The sequence below is a fragment of the Janthinobacterium sp. GW822-FHT07H11 genome (assembly GCF_058798615.1).
The window spans coordinates 3,298,280-3,316,635 of record NZ_CM179507.1; the positions used below are offsets into that span (position 1 = coordinate 3,298,280).

The window sequence follows — 18,356 nt, forward strand, 5'->3', positions numbered from 1 at the left end:
TGTTTCTTCGTTTGCCAGCGAGGTGCCATGTGCTATTTGCAATGAATTGCGCCTTATCTGCCGGTAAAATTACTTTAGGGTTAAATGAACTATTTTTGTTGCGATAAGGAATTGCCTGTCTTCCAGGGGTGGACGCGGAAAAGGCATGGCAGTGCCAAGCCGGCATCGGCGAAATGGAAAGCATGGCCCGCGCATTATGTGTGGCACAAGTGTGGCACACAATGGCAGGTGGCTATTAAAATGCTAGTGACTGCCACGTCAGGTGAGGGGGTGGGCGTTTGCGCGCACGGGGGAAGAAATCCGTCCGCTGGCGTGCGTGCCGCGCACGCGGGCAGGAGGGGGGCGGAGCGGGTGTTGCGTGGCCTCGACGGCCATGCGGACGACTACCTTTCACTTCGGCCATCGCGGCAGCCTGGCCGACCACACGCTAGCGGCCCTGATACGGCAAGGCAGCGAGGACTTCCTCGCGCCTTCGCTGGCCGGGCATGCGGCTTGCATCGAGGCGTGGGGCATGACGGCGCTGTGGCCCCATGACGACTGCTGGCGCGGAACAAATGCTGGCAACCGCGATACGGGATGCAACTGAAGCGCACCCGCTGCCGGCAATGACCGTCACCGGTATTGAATGGAAAGACATGGAACAACTGACCGAATTGGACATCGCCGTTTTCCAGCTGCGCATGGGCTTTGCCCCGGCGCAGCGCTGCGTCGACTGGGCCGTGGAACGCTTGCGCCTGGACCAGGAAGGCGACGACCTGGACGTCGTGCTGCTGGCCAGCGCCCGGGGCATTGACGAGGTGTTGCCGCTGGCCGAGGCCATCATCGAGCGCTACCGGGGCGCGCAGCGGCTCAGTGACCAGTTTTTGGCGGGAAAATACATCGTTGCATTGCGCGCCGCCTACCTGGCGGGCCGGGAAAGCGTGTCGTCGCTCGATGCCATCCTGACCCGCCTGTACCGGGCGCTCGATTACCCGGACTGGCTGGTCATGCTGAGCCGCAATTGCGAGTATGCGACGGACGTGCCCGATTTCGAGCAGCCGTTCGAGCGGGAGTTCGATTACGTTGCGGGCTTATGGTCCGAGGCCGGTAGTGCTGCCGAGTTTGAACAGCGATATTCGCGCGAGACGTCGAGCCGGCACGATGTGAGCGGTAACTGATGGGGAACGCACTATGAAGAAAATCGATATTTTTGTGTGTTCCGATGCCGAGATGCGCGCATGTGCCAGCTGGCAGCATGCCTTCAATGCGTTTCCTGTCACCGGCATCACCTTGCCCGGCGAACTGGATTTTGTGTCACTTGGGCAATTGCTGACGCAGTCGGCAGCGCCTACCCTTCGGCCTGCGCCGATGCAGGGGCGGGAGCTTTACGTGTTTACGGACGCCATCGCGCAGGCGATCGGGGGCATGGCCGCCAACGACTTGTCGGATATCGCCGTGGCGTGGTCAAAAACCGCGCCGTGGGCCGGTGCGCAAGTCAATCCCGTCGATCTGGCCGGATTTCTCATGGAACTGCAATCGAACTGGCATCAGTCCGCCACGGCGGACAAATCATTGTTTCTCTGGCTGGATACGTGATGCGAAGCACATGGCCGGCAATGTCTGTGAGCTTATTTGAATAACTATTTTCGTCAGGATAGACGTGCAACACAAAACGATAGGTTTGATCGGCGGCATCGGCTGGGCTTCCACCCTGGAATACTACCGCCTGCTCAATGAAATGCTGGTGGCGCGCATCGGCGCCGCGCACAGCGCGCGCATCATGCTGGTCAGCATCGACCAGGCTGATTTCGTCGCGCACGCGTCGCAGCCCGATCCCCGCGCCATCGAGCAATTCCTCGTGGCGGAAGGGCGGCGCCTGCAAGCCATGGGGGCGGATTTCTTCCTGCTGTGCGCGAATGGCGCGCACCGCTTCGCGCCGGCCGTCGTGCCGCGCATCGGTTTGCCTTTTATCAGCATTGTCGAGGAAACGGCGAAGCGGGTGCGGGAATCGGGCTTGAAGAAAGTCGGCTTGCTGGGCGTCAAGCAGACGATGGCGGGCCGCTTTTATCACGAGGCGCTCGAGCAGCAGGGCATCGCCACGGTGACGCCCGACGCGGCCGACCAGGAAATCCTCCACGAGATTATCTACAATGAACTGGTGCAGAATATCTTTACCGACGCCAGCCGTAACATTTTCCTCGAGATCATCGGGAAACTGCGGCGGCAAGGCGTGCAGGGCGTGATTTTGGGCTGCACGGAAATACCGCTGCTGATCCAGCCCGGCGACGTCGACTTGCCGCTGTTTAATACGACGGCGATTCACTGCGCGGCGGCGGTGGCGTTTGCCATTGCAGCCTAACGGTCGCGCACGAGCGGCCGCCTGAACAGGCCGCCGCTCGCCGGATGCATCACGCCGGCTGCGCGCCGGCCAGAGTGCGGCTGCGGTTTTCCACCAGCACGGAAATGCCGAGCACGACGATGCCGCCGCAGGCCAGCATGGCGCCCACCCAGCCGGTCGAGCGCAAGCCCATGCCCATGGCGATGGCGATGCCGCCGGCCCACGCGCCCAGGGCGTTGGCGATGTTGAAGGCGGAATGGTTGAGGGCGGCGGCCACGGTCTGCGCATCGCCGGCCACGTCCATCAGGCGCGTCTGCACGGCCGGGGCGACGGCGATGCCGGCGCCGATGGCGAACAGGTTGATCGCCGTCAGCCAGACATTGCTGCTGGTATAGGTAAACGCGGCCAGGGCGGCCACGTTCCACAGCAGCACGCCGAAGATGGTCCACAGGCGCGAACGGTCGGCCAGCCAGCCGCCGATCAGATTGCCAACCGTCATGCCGATACCGATGATGGCCAGCAAGATCGAGATGACGAGGGGCGAGACTTTCGTGATTTCCAGCAAGGTGGGCGTGATGAAGGTGTAGACGGCGAACATGCCGCCGAAGCCGATCGCCACCATCAGCAGGGTCAGCCATACTTGCAGGCGGCGGAACACGCCCAGTTCGCGGCGCGGACTCGAATCGCCGGCGGCGACCATGGGCACGAAGATGCGCACCATCAGCATGGTCAATAAACCCAGCGCGGCGACCAGCAGGAAGGCCGGGCGCCAGCCCAGGGTCTGGCCGATGTACGTGGCCAGCGGCACGCCGAAGATATTTGCCACAGTAAGGCCCATGAGGACGCGGGCGACAGCTTGTCCCCGTTTGTCCGGTTCGGCCAGGGCGGCCGCCACCAGCGCCGCCACGCCGAAATACGCGCCGTGCGGAATGCCGGCCACGAAGCGGGCCACCACCAGCAAGCCATAGTTGGGGGCGATGGCGCTGAGCAAGTTGCCGCCAGCGAACATCAACATCAGGCAGATCAGCATCAGCCGGCGCGGCATGCGCGCCAGGAAGATGGTGATCAGGGGCGCGCCGATGACCACGCCCAGCGCGTAGGCGCTGATCATGTGGCTCATCTGCGGCAAGGTCGCGCCCAGGTCGTCGGCCACCACGGGCAGGATGCTCATGGAGGCGAATTCGCCCGTGCCGATGGCGAGGCCGCCAATGGCCAGGGCCAGGTCGGCATAGCCGGCGCCAAAAGGCGCGGTGACGCGCGGAATCAGGGGATCTACGGATGCGTGCATGTTCTTATTAGCGGGTAAAGATGGTGACAGGGTGGAGAAGCGCGCTGTGGCTCAGCCGCAGGAATGGCAATGCGCCACTGGATGCGAGGTGAAGAAAGGCAAGGACTCTCCCGATATTTCGGGCTTGCAGAGCTGCCCACAGACAATATTGTAAAAGATTCGGGCCAGTCCTGCCGGGCGGCGGTCAAAACCTGCTGCACTGCACACCGCCGTCCACGCCCTTGTTGTTAACGATAACACGGAAAGGCCGCGATTGCGCAACAGCAACGGTGAAGAATGTTGTGGGCAATCCGGACAGGCGCGTTCAGGCAATTGCCTGCCTCAAAGGCCGGCGGCAGTTCAGATATCCTTGCTGCGCTTCAGATGCAGGGGCAGCAGCCACCACAGGCACAGGATCAGCGTGCCCATCACGGTGCAGGCAACGATGCCGGCCACGTGGCCGAAGACTTCGGAAATGACCAGGTTGGTGCCGAGGATGAAGGCCAGCGCCAGCGCCAGCGCACCGGCCATCATGATGCGGTCGGCCACGCGCTTGAAGCGCTCGCGGTCTTGCAAAGGGCGCATCACGCGGTGCTGGATGGCGGGCGCGCTGAGCAGCACCAGGCTCGTCATGGAAAGAAAGAAGGTGGCCAGGAAGACGACTTTTTCCGCCTGCACGATCTTTGCGAAGCCGCCGTTGAATGGCAGGATGATCAGGAAGGCCGTCAGCATCTGTGCGCCCGGCAACAGGATGCGCAGTTCGCTGAGCAGGTCGGACAGGTCGCCTTGCTCTTCCTGCTGGCCGTTTCCGTCGTGGTCGTGTGGCATGGCGTGCATCCTCGTGGTGGCAAGGTGGCCAGTCTACGCCGCGGCGCCGGGCTTGACTGTGGGCGCGCGCACCTACGCGCCGATGGCGCGGCGCGCATGAAAAAGCCCGCTGGCGGGAGCGGGCTTTGCGGGGCGGGCGCGTGGCCCGGATTTACTCTTCCGTATCGGCCAGGGTGACGATGGCGCGCGCCCACGTCGAGTATTTCAGGTTGGCCAGGTCGCGTACGGTCCTGACATTGAATGCCTGTTTCAGCAGTTCCGCATCCTTTTCGCTCACGCCTTGCAGCGCATCGACGGGCGCATCAGCAATTTCCTTGAACGTCTTTTTTTCGTAGGCTTTGTCTACCGCTTTATTGATGTTCATGTGTTGATACTCCTCAGTAAGTAGGAAAATTCATTCTACACGGTTTTGTTTTCCATCAATTTACGCTTGCATGTTATGCCGAAGTCAATATGATGGAGGTGGGCGACTCGACAGTCCAGCCTGCATTCCAGCTGCGCGCAGCATTGTAATTATAGCATTGATATTATTCATAGTATAATTGTTGCATGTGTCGGGGAAGGAGCTCCGTCCATACCGGGCGCCGCAGCCATGCGGCACTACTTAATTGCGTTCAGGAGGGTACGATGGGTTTGCTAGATCAACTTGCAGGACAGGCGATGAGCGCTTTGGGCAACAAGGGTGCCGACGGGGAGGCCACATCGGGGCTTATGGCCAGCGTCATGGAGCTGGTCAACCAGCATGGCGGCTTGCCGGGCCTGCTGCAAAAATTCCAGGAAAGCGGCCTGGGCGATCAAGTGGCCAGCTGGATCGGCACGGGCGCGAATGCCCCTGTTTCCGGCGAGCAGATCAAGGATGCGCTGGGCACGGACACGATCGCCGCGATCGCCGAACAGGCCGGCGTCGCGCCCGACGCGGCCTCGGGCGGCCTGGCGGCGCTGCTGCCCCAGCTGATCGACAAGCTGACGCCCGATGGCCAGCTGCCGGAAGGCAATGACCTGGTCAGCCAGGGCTTGAATATGCTGAAGGGCAAGTTTTTCGCTTGATACGCCTGAGTCCCTGGTTTCGGAAGTGAAAAACCTCGCCGCGCTGCGAGGTTTTTTTTAGGCCAGGTCACCGCCGGGTGTGGGACTGCGCCCAGTGTTGCCTTCAATAACGTTTCTGCAGAGCGGATGCGCCCGGCGTCGAGTATCGCGCGCCATCGCCGATAGTGCGGCAGGCAGCTGCGCCCGGGGCGGCGCTCGCTTGCCGGAGCAGAAGCTTTTTTAGGCGCCAGGGGGGGCACGCGAAGCATGAGCGCCTGAAAACCGCCCGCGACCAGGCGCCGCGCCGCAGGCCGCAGGCCGGCATGGCGCGGGGCCCGCATATCCGCGGCAACAACGCCCTGGTGGTTTTCAGGCCGCGGCCATCATGCCGAAGTGGAGCGGGGCGCCGCCGGTGAGGCGCGCCGTACTGCCCTCGACCAGATACGAGCAATAGCGGCGGCGTTCCGCCACGCCGCCGGGCCGCTCCATCAGCTCGCCCAGCATGGCGACGGCGTCGATGGCCATCTTTTGCACGGGCTGGCGCAGCGTGGTGATGTCGTAGCTGAGCCAGCCCGAGGCTTCCAGCGCGTCGAAGCCGGCCACCGACATCTGCAGCGGCACCTGGATGCCCATCTGGTGGCGCGCCGTATCGAGGCAGCCGATGGCCATGATGTCGTTGCCGCAAATGACGGCGTCCGGCGTGCGTCCCAGGCGGTCGATGACCTTGCGCAAGCCCTGTCCGCCGCTGGCGTAATCGTAGTTGCCGCTGACGACGATGGGCGCGGGCAAGCCCAGCGCCAGCAGGCGGTCCAGCACGCCCGCCTTGCGCTCCTGCGCCACGGCCGAATCGCCGGGGCCGTCGATGATGGCGAACTGGCGGTGGCCGGCCTCGGCCAGGCGCGACACCAGCAGGCGCGCCGCCTCGGCCTGGTCGCACAGCACCGCATGCACGGCGTGCCCGCGCGGGCTGCGGTTGAACAGCACCAGCGGCACGTCGCGCCGGGCAAATTCGGCGATCTGTTCGTCGGACAGGCAGGCGGCCACCACGGCGCCATCGACCTGGTATTGCCACACATCGTTCAAGACCTTGCCGATCTCCACTTCGCGTTCCAGGGTAAACAGCAGCAGGCGCTTGCCCTGGCGGGCGATTTGCTGGCTCAGGTCGGAGAGCACTTGCGGATAATACAGATTGGCCAGCTTGGAAATGATCACGGCGACCAGGTTCGAGCGGCGCGTGATCAGGCTGCGCGCGGCCGCGTTCGGGATGTAGTCGAGGCTGGCTGCCGCCCGCATCACCTTGGCGTGGGTGGCGGGAGAGACACTGGCGCCGGGCTTGAAGCAGCGCGACACGGCCGATTGCGACACGCCCGCCATCAGTGCCACGTCGTAGGAGGTCACCCGGCGCCCGGCAGCGGGCGAGCTGCGTGCGGCGGGGGTGTTGCTGGGGATCCGGGCTACAGTATTCTTTTTTCGCATAGTGGTCTGGCTAACAACCTGTCTCAAAGTATGCCTGCAGGCCTGGCCGCTTGTGGCGGCCAGGACGGGAATATGAGCATAGCGAAAATATTTCCATGTGGCAAGACTGTTTTCTTATCCATGTTGCAAATTTTATGATTTATTGGCAAGTGGTCGGCCGCCCGCGCCGGGCGCTCAGTCCGCGCTGTCGCACGGCCCCGTGCCGTAGGGGCTGGTCTGGCCTGGCGGCGGCACGCGGCGCTCGCTGAAGTCTTTGGCCAGGGTGGCCAGCGGCAATTCCGCCGTGGCGACCGATTCCGTGCCTGCCACCGTGCCGCGCACGGTCAGGGTCAGTTGCACCCAGGAACCATAATTGCGGGGATAGCTGACGGTGACGGTGGCCATGCCCAGCGCATCGGTCTGGCCGCTGGCGCTGACGGTCAGCGGGATGCCGGGGTCGAGCACGCCATTGCCGTTGCGGTCATAGGCGGCGTCGTAGATGCCGTTGCGCAGCAGGTCTTCGTTCGCGCAGCTGTAGCGCGGCAGGGCCAGGCGCCAGACGCCCGTGTCGGGGAAGTCCGCCTTGTCCGCTTCCCACACATAATAGCCCTTGCCGTAGCGGCTGGGCCAGGCGGCGGCCGTGATGGCCACCCCGGCCACGGCATTGCCGGCGCTGTCGGACACGAACACGGCAAACTCCTTTTGCAGCACGCTGGCCGAGTATTCGCGCACGATATTGCCGGTGCCAAACTTGATCGACAGGGCTTTTTTGGCCACCGTCAGGCGCACCTGCGCCGTCGCGGCCGCCTGCGTCGTGCCCTCGATGCGTGCCTGGATCAGCACGCCGTCGCGGCCGCTGTCGGCCGGTCCGGCCACGTACACGGCCCGCGCCAGGCCGTCGCTGCCGGTCAGCATGCCGCCCGTTTGCCGCAGGTAACCGCCGCTGGGGTCGCTCAAGATGCTGAACGTGACGGGAGCGTTCTTGACCAGGTTGTTGGCCGGGCCATCGCGCACGACGGCGCTGATGGTGCTGGCATTGTCCGCTGACGCCGCGTCCGTGTTCGCGCCCAGCACGGCCGGCTCCGCCTGCGCGCTGATCTTGCTCGCGCCGCCCAGCGGCGCCACGAACTCCAGGCGCGTCTGCGCCGTGGGGCCGCCCGCCACGGCCGCCGTCACGGTCGCCACGCCCGCCTGCGCCGACTGGATATAGCTGCGTGGCAAGTTGCCATTGTTAAAGGCCAGCGCGCCGGACAAGGGCTGGCTGCAGGCGCTGTCGCTGAACAGGGTGCCGCGCGAGGCCAGCAGGCTGGCGCTGCCGGCCTGGGCCACGCCAGCCTTTTCATAGCGCACGTCGAGCGGCTGGCAGGCCATGGTCGCCACTTCCGGCAGCACGTCGGCGCCGCTGGCATCCTGGCGCACGGCGGGACTCAGGCGCAAGTCGCCGCCGGCCACGGTGAAGGCCTGCGATGCGGTGGCGCCCAGGGCGCTGGCCGACACGGCGTCCTTGCCCAGGCTGCCTGCCGTCAGGCGCAGCAGCAACTGCCCTTGCGCATTGCTGACGGCGGCGCCGCCATCCTTGACGCGCACGCTGTTGCCGCTGCCCGTGCCGTAGCTGACGGCCGCGCCTGCCACGGGGCGCCTGGCCGAGTCGCGCACATTGACGGTCAGGTCGGCGTTTTGCCCCAGCGCCAGCGTGGCGGGCGCGAGGATCTCCACCGTGCTGCCCGTCACGGCCACCGTGCCGCTGCCGCTGCGCGTGCCGACGGTGGCCGTCACCTTGATGCTGCGGTTGCCGTTGGCGCCGCCCGTGCCCAGCAGCGCGCGCGCCTGCCCATTCTTGTCCGTGACGGCATCGACGCTGCCGAGTATGCCGGAATCGGCGCCGAAGGAGATTTTCGCGCCCGGCAAGGCCAGGTTGGCGCCATCCTTGACCAGCGCGGTGACGCGTACCTCGCTGCCGGGCAGGCCCGCCGATGCCAGCTCGGTGCTGGAAAAGACCAGGTCGACGGCGCTGGCCCGGCTGGCCGGCTCGGGTGGCGTGACGGGTGGCGTCACGGGCGGCGTGACCGGCGGCGTGCCGCCGCAGCCGGCCGTGCCGTGCAGGGTGCAGCCGCCAGCGGGCTGGGCATCGGTGCCGCCGCCGCCACAGGCGGCCAGGGACGTCGTCAGGGTGGCCAGCAGGGCCAGGTGGGCCAGGCGGGGAGGGCGGATATCGGTCACGAGGGGTCTCCGGGAGCTTGCCGAATTGCTCGGCATCAATTTCCCAAGAGTAGCTTTTGCGTGCCGCAGCCACTTGATGCAGAGCAAGCTTGGCGTGATCGCCAGGCCTGGACTATTTTTCTGGTGAAACTGCCCTCTTTCTGATAAGATAACGCCCCTTTATTCAGGGAAGGGTCGACATGGCCAATGCTTGCGGCGTCGATTTCGGCACGTCAAATTCCACGGTAGGCTGGGCGCGTCCCGGGCAGAGCACCATGCTCGGCCTGGAAGATGGCAAGACGACCCTACCGTCCGTCGTTTTCTTCAATGCGGAAGATGAAGAGGTCAGCTTTGGCCGCGCCGCGCTGGCCGGCTACCTGGCCGGCTATGAAGGCCGCCTCATGCGTTCGCTGAAAAGCCTGCTGGGCACCAGCCTGATCGATGGCCAGACGGAAGTGGGCGGCCGCGCGCTGCCGTTCCGCCTGCTGCTGTCGCAATTCATCGGTGAAGTGAAGCGCCGTGCCGAACAGTCGGCCGGCCGCGAATTCACGTCGGCCGTGTTTGGCCGTCCCGTCTTCTTTATCGACGACAACGCGCAGGCCGACCAGCTGGCGCAGGACACGCTGGCCGAGGTGGCCCGTTCCGTCGGCTTCAAGGACGTGGCCTTCCAGTTCGAGCCGATCGCCGCCGCCTTCGACTACGAGTCGCAGATCGCCAAGGAAGAGCTGGTGCTGATCGCCGACATCGGCGGCGGCACGTCCGACTTTTCGCTGGTGCGGCTGTCGCCGGAGCGGGCGAAAAAGGCCGAGCGCCGCGACGACATCCTCGCCACGGGCGGCGTGCACATCGGCGGCACGGACTTCGATAAATACCTGAGCCTGTCTTCCGTCATGCCCCTGCTCGGCTATGGCAGCCGCCTGCACAACAATAGCGAAGTGCCGTCCAGCTATTATTTCAACCTGGCCACCTGGCACACGATCAACCTGGCGTACACCAAGAAGATCTGGGTACAGCTGGCCGATGTATGCCGTGATGCGCGTGAGCAAGACAAGATGGGGCGTTTGCAAAAGCTGATCGACGAACGCGCCGGCCACTGGCTGGCCATGAAGGTGGAAGAGGGCAAGATCGCCCTGTCCGACGCGGCCGAAGTGCAGCTGGAGCTGGACCGTCTGTCGCCCGCGCAAAGCCTGCTGCTGAAACGCGCGCAATTCGACGACGCCATCGGCCACCTGTGCGGCTCGGTGGAAGACACCGTGCTGCGCCTGCTGCGCGACGCCGGCGTGGCGCCGCAAGACGTCGACACCGTGTTCTTCACGGGCGGCTCTTCCGGCGTGCGCCTGCTGCGCGAAAAGATCGCGGCCCTGGTGCCGGCCGCGCGCAAGGTCGAAGGCGATTTGTTCGGCAGCATCGGCGCGGGCCTGGCGCTGGACGCCGTGCGCAAATTCGGTTGATCAAATGTGCATGGCGGCATTGCCGCATCTTGCCGTACTAGTGTACTGTCTGCGCTGCGGCGGCTTGCCCCGCGCATTGTATCGATACCTCCATTTTTGCACCGACGAAAGAGCGCCCCATGCATGTGTTTGACAAACCGATCGTCATGATCGACTTCGAGACGACCGGCCTGTCGCCCGACATGGGCGACCGCATCACGGAAGTGGCGGCGCTGCGCATCGAGGGCGGACAGATCACGGGCCGCTACGTCACCCTGGTCAACTGCAATGCGCGCATACCCTCGTTCATCACGGGCTTGACGGGCATCACCCAGGCCATGGTGGACCGGGCGCCGCCCGTGGCCGAGGTCGTGCCGCAATTGCTGGATTTTATTGGCAGCGATGCCTTGTCGGCGCACAATGCCAGCTTCGACGAAAAATTCCTGCGCGCGGAAAGCGCGCGGCTGAACCTGGCGCCCGCGCACCAGTCGCTCGTGTGTTCCTTGAAACTGTCGCGCCGCGTGTTTCCCGGCCTGTCCAGCTACAAGCTGGGGCTGTTGTCGAGCCAGCTGGGCATCGCCTTCAAGAGCGCCGCCCACAGGGCCGAGTCCGATGCTGAAGTGGCGGCGCAAGTGCTGATCCATATCGGCCGCCACCTGCGCAGCAATTACGGCATCGCCGATGTCGATGCCGACCTGCTCGTCTCGCTGAACAGGCTGGCGGCGGCCAAGGTGCCGCAATTCCTGCAAAAGCACCCGTCGCGCCGGTAATGCTTGCCGCACGCCGGTTCCGGCGTGCACCACCGCGCTTCCCGTCGAGGCGGACTCATCAAATTGATATAATTTTGTTATTTCATTTGAGTTCGCTCAAGCCCTCCATGCGCATCGAATTTAAAATTTAAGCAACACACGATTTCGCCGCCCACGGCCGCCGTTTTGCGCGCGCTGCCGGCCAGCGCAATGTGGATGGGGGCGCACATGGACAAGCACCATACTGCCAGGGATAGCCATCAGGCGTATATCTGGTTTCGCACGGCCGCGGAGCAAGGCAATCCCTATGCCCAGTTCAATCTGGGGCTGATGTACAAGAAAGGCGAGGGCGTCGCGCACGACGATGCGCGGGCCTTTGTCTGGCTGCGCCTGGCCGCGCTGCAGGGGCTGGCTTTCGCGCAGAATCACCTGGGCGCGCTGTATTACCATGGCCGGGGCGTGGCGCAGAGCGACGAGGACGCCGTGCTGTGGTTCCGCCGCGCGGCGGCCCAGGGCGATGCGTCGGCACAGCAAAACCTGGGCCAGATGTACCGCAAGGGGCGCGGCGTGCTGCAGAGCGACGAGCTGGCGCTGGCCTGGTTTTACCGCGCGTCGGAACAGGGCGTGGCCAGCGCGCAGTCGCTGTTGGGCGAAGCCTATGCGCAGGGGCTGGGCGCCAAGAAGAACGATGCGCTGGCGCTGGCCTGGTTCCGCAAGGCCGCCTTGCAGGGCGATGCCCAGGCCCAGCTCAACCTGGGCCTCGTCTACAAGCGGGGCCAGGGCGTGGCGCAAAGCGATGCGCAGGCGGTGGCCTGGTTTCGCCAGGCCGCGGCCCAGGGCCTGGCGGTGGCGCAGCGGCAATTGGGCGTGGCATATGCGGAAGGGCTGGGCGTGGCGGCCGACCAACTGCGCGCCTATGCCTGGCTGCAGCGCGCGGCCGAGCAGGACGACGCCGATGCCCAGTTCAACCTGGGCGTCATGCTGGCGCGCGGCCAGGGCGTGGACAAGGACGAGGCGCGCGCCGTCGGCTGGTACCGGCGCGCCGCCCTGCAGGGGCACAGCATGGCCCAGTACAACCTGGGCGGCATGTATGCGGGCGGGCGCGGCACCGCGCGCGACCTGCGCCAGGCACTGGACTGGTACGCCAAGGCGGCCGCCCAGGGCGCGGCCAATGCCCAGTTCAACCTGGGCGTCATGTATGCGAACGGCCAGGGCGTGGCGCGCGACGAGGCGTGCGCCGTGCGCTGGTACCGCACGGCCGCCGAACAGGGCGATGCCAGCGCGCAGAACAACCTGGGCGTGATGTATGCGAATGGCCAGGGCGTGCCGCAGGATGACGGCCTGGCCGTGCACTGGTATGCGCGCGCGGCCGAGCAGGGCCATGCGCTGGCCCAATACAACCTGAGCGGCATGTACAACGGCGGCCGCGGCGTGCAGAAAGACCCCGTGCGCTCGTATATGTGGCTGGCGCTGGCGGCCGAGGGTGGCGACAGCACGGCAGGCAGCGCCCGCGAGTCGGCGGCCGGCAGGCTGGCGCAGGCCGACCTGGACGCGGCGCAGGAAATGACGCGCCAGTGGCGCCAGACGCACCCCGTGCCGGCGCCGCGCGGCTGATGCGGCGCGGCCGCGCCCATGCGATAATTACCGCTCTGCATGCCCGTTGAAGCGGCATGGACCGGGACGCGGCACAGTGAAAGGTTGAGGATGGTGAGGCAGACAGGCGAAGATGCATCCGAGCAAAAGGTCATCGATGACATCGCCACTTATGGCTGGCATTGCGTGCATATCGGTGGCGATGAAGACGGTCCCGGCTATACGTTCACGATAGGCGCTTTCCACAGCTTCGGCTTGCCCGAATTGCTCATCATGGGCTTGCCGCAGGCCACTGCCCACCAGATCGTCGATGTGGCGCTCGATGCCGTGCGCAGCGGCGCCATCACGGATTTTACGCAGACCACGGGCGCCTTGCTTGACGGCCATCCATGCGCATTCGTGCGCGTGCCCGAAGCGCGCTATCGCGACTGGGTCGGCTATGCGCGCTGGTATTACGGGGGCAATGATTTTACCGTGTACCAGATCGTCTGGCCGTCGCGCGACGGCCATTTCCCGTGGGATGCCGAGGCCGGCGAGGCCTATGTCGCCAGCCAGCCGCTGCTGGGGCCGGCCCCGCGGCCGGGCTGATGCGGGCAGCGGCGGTGGCGATCCACGCGTTTTCCTTCTGCACCGATACGGCCACCCTGTGCGTGTTCGATCCGGCCGGCCTGCGCCACAAGCTGGCGGACGACTGCGACTGGTGGAGCATTCCCGCTGCGGAACTGGCGGCCGTGAATGCGGGCCAGGCGGCGTTTTTCAATCTGGACGGCGACGGCGCGTACGCGCTGGAGGTGCAGGCCGAACTGGCCGAGCCGCAGGCGTGCGTGCATATCGCCGTCGTCTCGGGCCGCGTCTTCATCGGCGCCGGCGAGGACGTCACGGGCGGCGGCCTGGAGCCGGACGCGACCTGTGGCGGCCTGTTCGTGGACTTGCCGGTGGGCAGCTACCGGATACAGGCGCGGCGCGACGGCGCACGCATCGGCCTGGCATTCCTGCCCGATGCGCGCGACAGCAATGCGTTTGGCGACCTCGTGCGCATCTGATCTTGCGTCCAGCCTGCCTAGGCGTCGATGCGCGCCATGCCCACGCCTTGCCGCCGGTCCAGGAACAGGCTGTTGCCGTGGATTTTCTTCGCCTGCTTCTTCGCTTCCGCGGCCTGCGTGGCGATCTGGTGGTGCGTATAGTACTGGTGCGCGCCGACCTTGATCACGCCCAGCGATAGGCTGATCAATGAATAAAACACTTTCTTGCCCTGCCGGTCTTCGCTGATGTAGCCGCCCCGTTCGCAGTCGCCGCTGCTGTAGAAGTCGAGGATGGCGGCCGCGAAGTCGTCCAGCATGGCCTGGCAGCGGCTTTCCCAGTCTTCGCTCTGGAACAGGATCATGAAATCGTCGCCGCCGATATGGCCGATGAAGTCGCGGTTCGGGTCGCAATGGTCGCTGAGGATTTTGCCCGTCAGCTGGATCACGTCGTCGCCCTTGCGGTAGCCGTACACGTCGTTGAAGGGCTTGAAGTGGTCGAGGTCGCAATAGCAGACCCAGAAGCGGGTAGCGCTGTGCAGCAAGCGGTCGATATGTTCGTTGATGGGCACGTTGCCGGGCAGCTGCGTGAGCGGATTGGCGTAGCGCGCCGCATTGATCTGCATCTGCGTGATTTCGCGCATCAGGTCGTGTCCCGTGCCCATGCCCAGGTAGCGGCCGTGCTCGGTAATGATGAAGCCGTTGAACAGGTGGTGGGCATCGGACTGCACCATGGTGTAGCTGAGTTCCTGCAAGCTCGTGTCGTGGTCGGCGATGAGGGGATTGGCATCCATGAACAGGCTGCACGATTTCTTCCCGTACAGTTCGCGCTGGTAGGGGCGGGCGAAATGGTCGATCATCTCGAAGCGGCTGATCAGCCCCAGCGGCACGCCGTCGTCGACGACGGGGATGATCATCAGCTTGGGGTCCTTCAGGAAGATGTCGTACACCTCGTTATTGTTCAGTTGCGGCGACACGGCTGCCACCTTGTTCAGCAGCTTGCGGATGCTGGCGCCATTCTTTTCCAGGCTGCTGCGCTGCGGATACACGGCCACGCCGTTGCGTCCCAGCGCCTGCACCACTTCGGCCGGCAAGGCGCGCGCCGGCACCATGTTGGGCCGGCCCAGGTGGTAGCCCTGGCCAAATGCCACGCCCAGGTCGCGCAAGACCAGCAATTCCGTCTGCGCCTCGATGCCTTCGGCGATCACCAGGGTGCCCGACTTTTCCGCGATTTCCTGGATCGAGCGCACGAACTGCAGCTTCACGGGATCGTTGTTGATGCCCTGGATGAAATGCATGTCGATCTTGACATATTCTGGCCGCAGTTCCGACCACAGGCGCAGGCTGGAAAAGCCTTCGCCCAGGTCGTCGATGGCGATCTGGAAGCCCATGTTGCGGTAATGCAGCACCGCCTCGCGCATCAGCTCGTAGTCATAGGTGGGCTGGTTTTCTGTCAGCTCAATGATGACGCGGTCCGGGTTGATGCCGATGTGCTCGATGTATTCGAGGGTTTCGCCATGGCGCGCATTGCGCAGCAACAAGCACTCGGGGCTGACGTTGAGGAACAGTTTTCCTGGCAGTTTCAGTTCAGCAAAGCGCTCGAGCACCACCTGGCGGCACAGGTGTTCCACCTCCAGCGTCAGTCCATGCGCGCGGGCCACCTTGAACAGATTCATCGGCGCGTGCAGCGGGCTGTCGGACGGGCCCCGTATCAAGCCTTCATAGCCGATGATGTCGCCGCTCTGCATATGGATGATGGGCTGGAACAGGGCGCTGAGCTTGCGGCTCGCCAGGATCTCGTGCAAGGCTTCCAGGCCATCGGCGGCCATGGCGGCCGCGGCGGGGAGTTTCAGGTAGGCCACATTGGAGGGCGCCACGGCGTCCTGCGCGGACACGGCGGATGGGAGGGCGAAAGTAGGCATAGGGGATTGGCGGGCGGCGGTCTGCACGGCCGCTGGTCGGGCCATGAACATTTGCCGATAGTAAAGATACTTTATGACAGCTTGATGAAATGCAATGCTTTATGACACTGTTGCCGGCAGCCATGGCACTGTGCGTGGTTTGCCGATTGGGCGTGAAAACAGGATTTTGCATGGCTAACCATGGAAATGTGCAAAACAAAAGTCGGCAAATGCGGGGGATAACTGTGTATTAAAAGTGGCGATCCGCGCTATGATTTCTCTTGGCGAAAGTCACCATGGGCAGCCGCCGGTTTTGCCTGAGCGGCCTGCTTTCCTCGACATCCAACAATGAGACAAACAACCCATGCAATTACGTAGTGCAACCCTCATATTCAGCTTGCTGGCCGCTTTCGGTGGCAATGCCATGGCACAATCCTGCCCCGCTGGCGACGGCGCCGCCGTAACCTATCCGGTCAGCAAGAAGGTCGACCAGCAGGACAGCTATTTCGGCACCACCATCGCCGACCCTTACCGCTGGCTGGAAGACGCCAACAGCGCCGAGACGGGCGAGTGGGTGGCGGCGCAAAACAAACTGACGCAGTCGTACCTGGGCACCATCCCCGAACGCGCCGCGATCAAGCAGCGCCTGACCAAGCTGTGGAATTATGAGCGTTTCTCTACGCCAACGAAGCAGGGTGGCCGCTATTTCTACAGCCGCAACGACGGCTTGCAGAACCAGGCCGTGCTGTACACGGTGAAAAAACTGTCCGACGAGCCGCGTTTGCTGCTGGACCCGAACACCCTGTCCACCGACGGCACGGTGGCGCTGGCCGGCACCTCGATCAGCCCGAACGGCAAGTACCTGGCCTACGCCACGTCCGCTTCCGGTTCCGACTGGAACGAGTGGAAAGTGCGCGATATCGAATCGGGCAAGGACTTGACGGACCACATCCAGTGGGCCAAGTTCTCGGGCGCTTCGTGGACCAAGGACAATACGGGTTTCTTCTACAGCCGCTATGACGCGCCGAACGAAGCAACCAAGCTGGCCGATATCAATTACTTCCAGAAATTGTATTTCCACAAGATCGGCACGCCGCAAAGCGACGACGTGCTCGTCTTCGACCGTCCCGACCAGAAGGAATGGGCGTTCGGCGGCAGCACCGTCAGCGACGATGGCAATTATCTGATCATCACGGCCACGCAGGGCACGGAACGCAAGAACCGCGTTTTTTACAAGGACTTGCGCCAGAAGAATGCCAAGGTCGTCGGCTTGCTGGAGGAATTCGACGCTTCTTACTCGTTCATCGACAATGACGGCCCCGTCTTCTTCTTCAAGACGGACAACAAGGCGCCAAAATCGCGCGTGATCGCCATCGACACGCGCAAACCGCTGCCTGCCGACTGGAAGGAAATCGTGCCGCAAGCGGCCGAAACCCTGGTCGCCGTCAACCTGATCAACAACCAGCTGGTGCTCGACTACCTGAAAGATGCGCAAACGCAAATCAAGATCGTCGACCTGAAAGGCAAGCTGGTGCGTGAAGTGGCCTTGCCGGGCATCGGTTCGGCCGGCGGCTTTGCGGGCAAGCGTGGCGATACGGAAACGTTCTACTCGTTTACCAGCTTCACGACGCCGGCGACCATCTACCGCTACGACATGAAATCGGGCAAGAGCAGCGTGTACCGCCAGCCGAAGGTCGATTTCGACCCGAACGCGTTCGAGACGCGCCAGCAATTCTTCACCAGCCGCGACGGCACCAAGGTACCGATGTTCATCGTCTCGAAAAAAGGCATGAAGCTCGACGGTAGCAATCCAACCTATCTGTACGGCTATGGCGGCTTCAACGTATCGCTGACACCGAGCTTCTCCGTGGCAAATCTTGCCTGGGTGGAAATGGGCGGCGTCTACGTGATGGCCAACCTGCGCGGCGGCGGCGAATACGGCGAAGCCTGGCACCAGGCCGGTACCAAGCTGAACAAGCAAAACGTCTTCGACGATTTCATCGGCGCGGCGCAATGGCTGGTGGACAACAAGGTCACCTCGCCATCGAAGCTGGCGATCGGCGGCGGCAGCAATGGCGGCCTGCTGGTCGGTGCCGCCATGACGCAGCGTCCGGACCTGTTCGCCGCGGCCATTCCGCAGGTGGGCGTGCTCGACATGTTGCGTTTCCACAAGTTCACCGTGGGCTGGGGCTGGGTGCCTGACTACGGTTCGTCGGACGACGCCGAGCAGTTCAAGGCGCTGGTGAAATACTCGCCGCTGCACAACCTGAAGGCGGGCGGCTGCTATCCGGCCACCATGATCACCACGGCCGACCATGACGACCGCGTCGTGCCTGCCCACAGCTTCAAGTTCGCGGCCGCTGCCCAGGCAGCGCAAGGCGGCCCGGCGCCCGTGCTGATCCGCATCGACAGCAAGGCCGGCCATGGCGCCGGCAAGCCGACGACCAAGCAGATCGAAGAAGTGGCCGACCGCTGGGGCTTCCTCAGCCGTTCGCTGAAGATGACGCCGGTAGTGGCGGAGCCGGCCAAGGTGGCGGCGCAGTAAAACACGGTAGGTCGGATTAGCGCGGCA

At 64.2% G+C, this 18,356-nt stretch carries 17 protein-coding genes and 1 pseudogene; 11 read left to right on the forward strand and 7 right to left on the reverse strand.

Going from position 1 to position 18,356, the window contains the following annotated elements:
- Nucleotides 1-373 precede the first annotated feature (373 nt).
- The 4 genes from AC3RCJ_RS14525 (at nt 374) to AC3RCJ_RS14540 (ending at nt 2,338) form a co-directional block, all read left to right on the forward strand.
- Nucleotides 374-586, forward strand: a complete 213-nt coding sequence (locus tag AC3RCJ_RS14525) for a hypothetical protein (RefSeq protein WP_492963692.1) — start codon at nt 374-376, stop codon at nt 584-586.
- A 49-nt stretch (nt 587-635) separates the two neighbouring features.
- Nucleotides 636-1,157: a hypothetical protein gene (locus AC3RCJ_RS14530; protein WP_492963694.1), complete on the forward strand. Its 522-nt coding sequence runs from the start codon at nt 636-638 to the stop codon at nt 1,155-1,157.
- Nucleotides 1,158-1,170: 13 nt separating this feature from the next.
- Complete coding sequence (locus tag AC3RCJ_RS14535) at nt 1,171-1,575, forward strand: hypothetical protein (protein ID WP_492963696.1); 405 nt, start codon at nt 1,171-1,173, stop codon at nt 1,573-1,575.
- Between the two features lie 64 nt (nt 1,576-1,639).
- The gene (locus tag AC3RCJ_RS14540; RefSeq protein WP_492963698.1) at nt 1,640-2,338 is read left to right on the forward strand and encodes an aspartate/glutamate racemase family protein; all 699 of its coding nucleotides are present in this window, start codon (nt 1,640-1,642) and stop codon (nt 2,336-2,338) included.
- Nucleotides 2,339-2,387: 49 nt separating this feature from the next.
- On the opposite strand, the gene AC3RCJ_RS14545 is transcribed toward AC3RCJ_RS14540, so the two are convergent.
- From AC3RCJ_RS14545 to AC3RCJ_RS14555, 3 genes are all read right to left on the reverse strand, one after another.
- Complete coding sequence (locus tag AC3RCJ_RS14545; protein WP_492963700.1) at nt 2,388-3,605, reverse strand: MFS transporter; 1,218 nt, start codon at nt 3,603-3,605, stop codon at nt 2,388-2,390.
- Between the two features lie 339 nt (nt 3,606-3,944).
- Entirely contained in the window at nt 3,945-4,412 is a 468-nt protein-coding gene (locus tag AC3RCJ_RS14550) for a DUF6328 family protein (protein ID WP_492963702.1), read from the reverse strand.
- Between the two features lie 151 nt (nt 4,413-4,563).
- On the reverse strand, nt 4,564-4,776 hold the full coding sequence (locus AC3RCJ_RS14555) for a hypothetical protein (protein WP_492963704.1): 213 nt from the start codon (nt 4,774-4,776) through the stop codon (nt 4,564-4,566).
- Between the two features lie 263 nt (nt 4,777-5,039).
- Here AC3RCJ_RS14555 and AC3RCJ_RS14560 point away from each other — a divergent pair, with 263 nt between their 5' ends.
- Nucleotides 5,040-5,459: a YidB family protein gene (locus AC3RCJ_RS14560; RefSeq protein ID WP_492963706.1), complete on the forward strand. Its 420-nt coding sequence runs from the start codon at nt 5,040-5,042 to the stop codon at nt 5,457-5,459.
- Nucleotides 5,460-5,524: 65 nt separating this feature from the next.
- Here AC3RCJ_RS14560 and AC3RCJ_RS14565 read toward each other — a convergent pair.
- From AC3RCJ_RS14565 to AC3RCJ_RS14575, 3 genes and pseudogenes are all read right to left on the reverse strand, one after another.
- Nucleotides 5,525-5,632 (reverse strand): annotated as a pseudogene (locus tag AC3RCJ_RS14565) (IS1595 family transposase); the annotation flags it as partial.
- 175 nt (nt 5,633-5,807) lie between these two features.
- Complete coding sequence (locus AC3RCJ_RS14570) at nt 5,808-6,836, reverse strand: LacI family DNA-binding transcriptional regulator (RefSeq protein ID WP_492963708.1); 1,029 nt, start codon at nt 6,834-6,836, stop codon at nt 5,808-5,810.
- Between the two features lie 252 nt (nt 6,837-7,088).
- A complete protein-coding gene (locus AC3RCJ_RS14575) occupies nt 7,089-9,113 on the reverse strand; it encodes an Ig-like domain-containing protein (RefSeq protein WP_492963710.1) in 2,025 nt (674 codons plus the stop codon).
- 179 nt (nt 9,114-9,292) lie between these two features.
- Between AC3RCJ_RS14575 and AC3RCJ_RS14580 the strand changes: the two genes are divergently transcribed.
- The 5 genes from AC3RCJ_RS14580 to AC3RCJ_RS14600 all read left to right on the forward strand — a co-directional run bounded on the left by AC3RCJ_RS14580 (nt 9,293) and on the right by AC3RCJ_RS14600 (nt 13,907).
- Nucleotides 9,293-10,543: an Hsp70 family protein gene (locus AC3RCJ_RS14580; protein WP_492963712.1), complete on the forward strand. Its 1,251-nt coding sequence runs from the start codon at nt 9,293-9,295 to the stop codon at nt 10,541-10,543.
- Between the two features lie 119 nt (nt 10,544-10,662).
- Nucleotides 10,663-11,292, forward strand: coding sequence for a 3'-5' exonuclease (locus AC3RCJ_RS14585; RefSeq protein WP_492963714.1), 630 nt, complete (start codon nt 10,663-10,665; stop codon nt 11,290-11,292).
- Between the two features lie 207 nt (nt 11,293-11,499).
- Nucleotides 11,500-12,885: a tetratricopeptide repeat protein gene (locus tag AC3RCJ_RS14590; RefSeq protein ID WP_492963716.1), complete on the forward strand. Its 1,386-nt coding sequence runs from the start codon at nt 11,500-11,502 to the stop codon at nt 12,883-12,885.
- A 90-nt stretch (nt 12,886-12,975) separates the two neighbouring features.
- Nucleotides 12,976-13,452, forward strand: coding sequence for a DUF4262 domain-containing protein (locus AC3RCJ_RS14595; protein ID WP_492963718.1), 477 nt, complete (start codon nt 12,976-12,978; stop codon nt 13,450-13,452).
- Nucleotides 13,452-13,907, forward strand: coding sequence for a DUF6386 family protein (locus AC3RCJ_RS14600; RefSeq protein ID WP_492963720.1), 456 nt, complete (start codon nt 13,452-13,454; stop codon nt 13,905-13,907). Before AC3RCJ_RS14595 ends, AC3RCJ_RS14600 begins: the two co-directional genes overlap by 1 nt.
- A 17-nt stretch (nt 13,908-13,924) precedes the next feature.
- Here the strand turns inward: AC3RCJ_RS14600 and AC3RCJ_RS14605 are convergent, their stop codons facing one another.
- Nucleotides 13,925-15,712, reverse strand: coding sequence for a GGDEF domain-containing protein (locus tag AC3RCJ_RS14605; protein ID WP_492963782.1), 1,788 nt, complete (start codon nt 15,710-15,712; stop codon nt 13,925-13,927).
- A 496-nt stretch (nt 15,713-16,208) separates the two neighbouring features.
- Here AC3RCJ_RS14605 and AC3RCJ_RS14610 point away from each other — a divergent pair, with 496 nt between their 5' ends.
- Nucleotides 16,209-18,329, forward strand: a complete 2,121-nt coding sequence (locus tag AC3RCJ_RS14610; protein ID WP_492963722.1) for a prolyl oligopeptidase family serine peptidase — start codon at nt 16,209-16,211, stop codon at nt 18,327-18,329.
- The last annotated feature ends 27 nt before the right edge of the window (nt 18,330-18,356 follow it).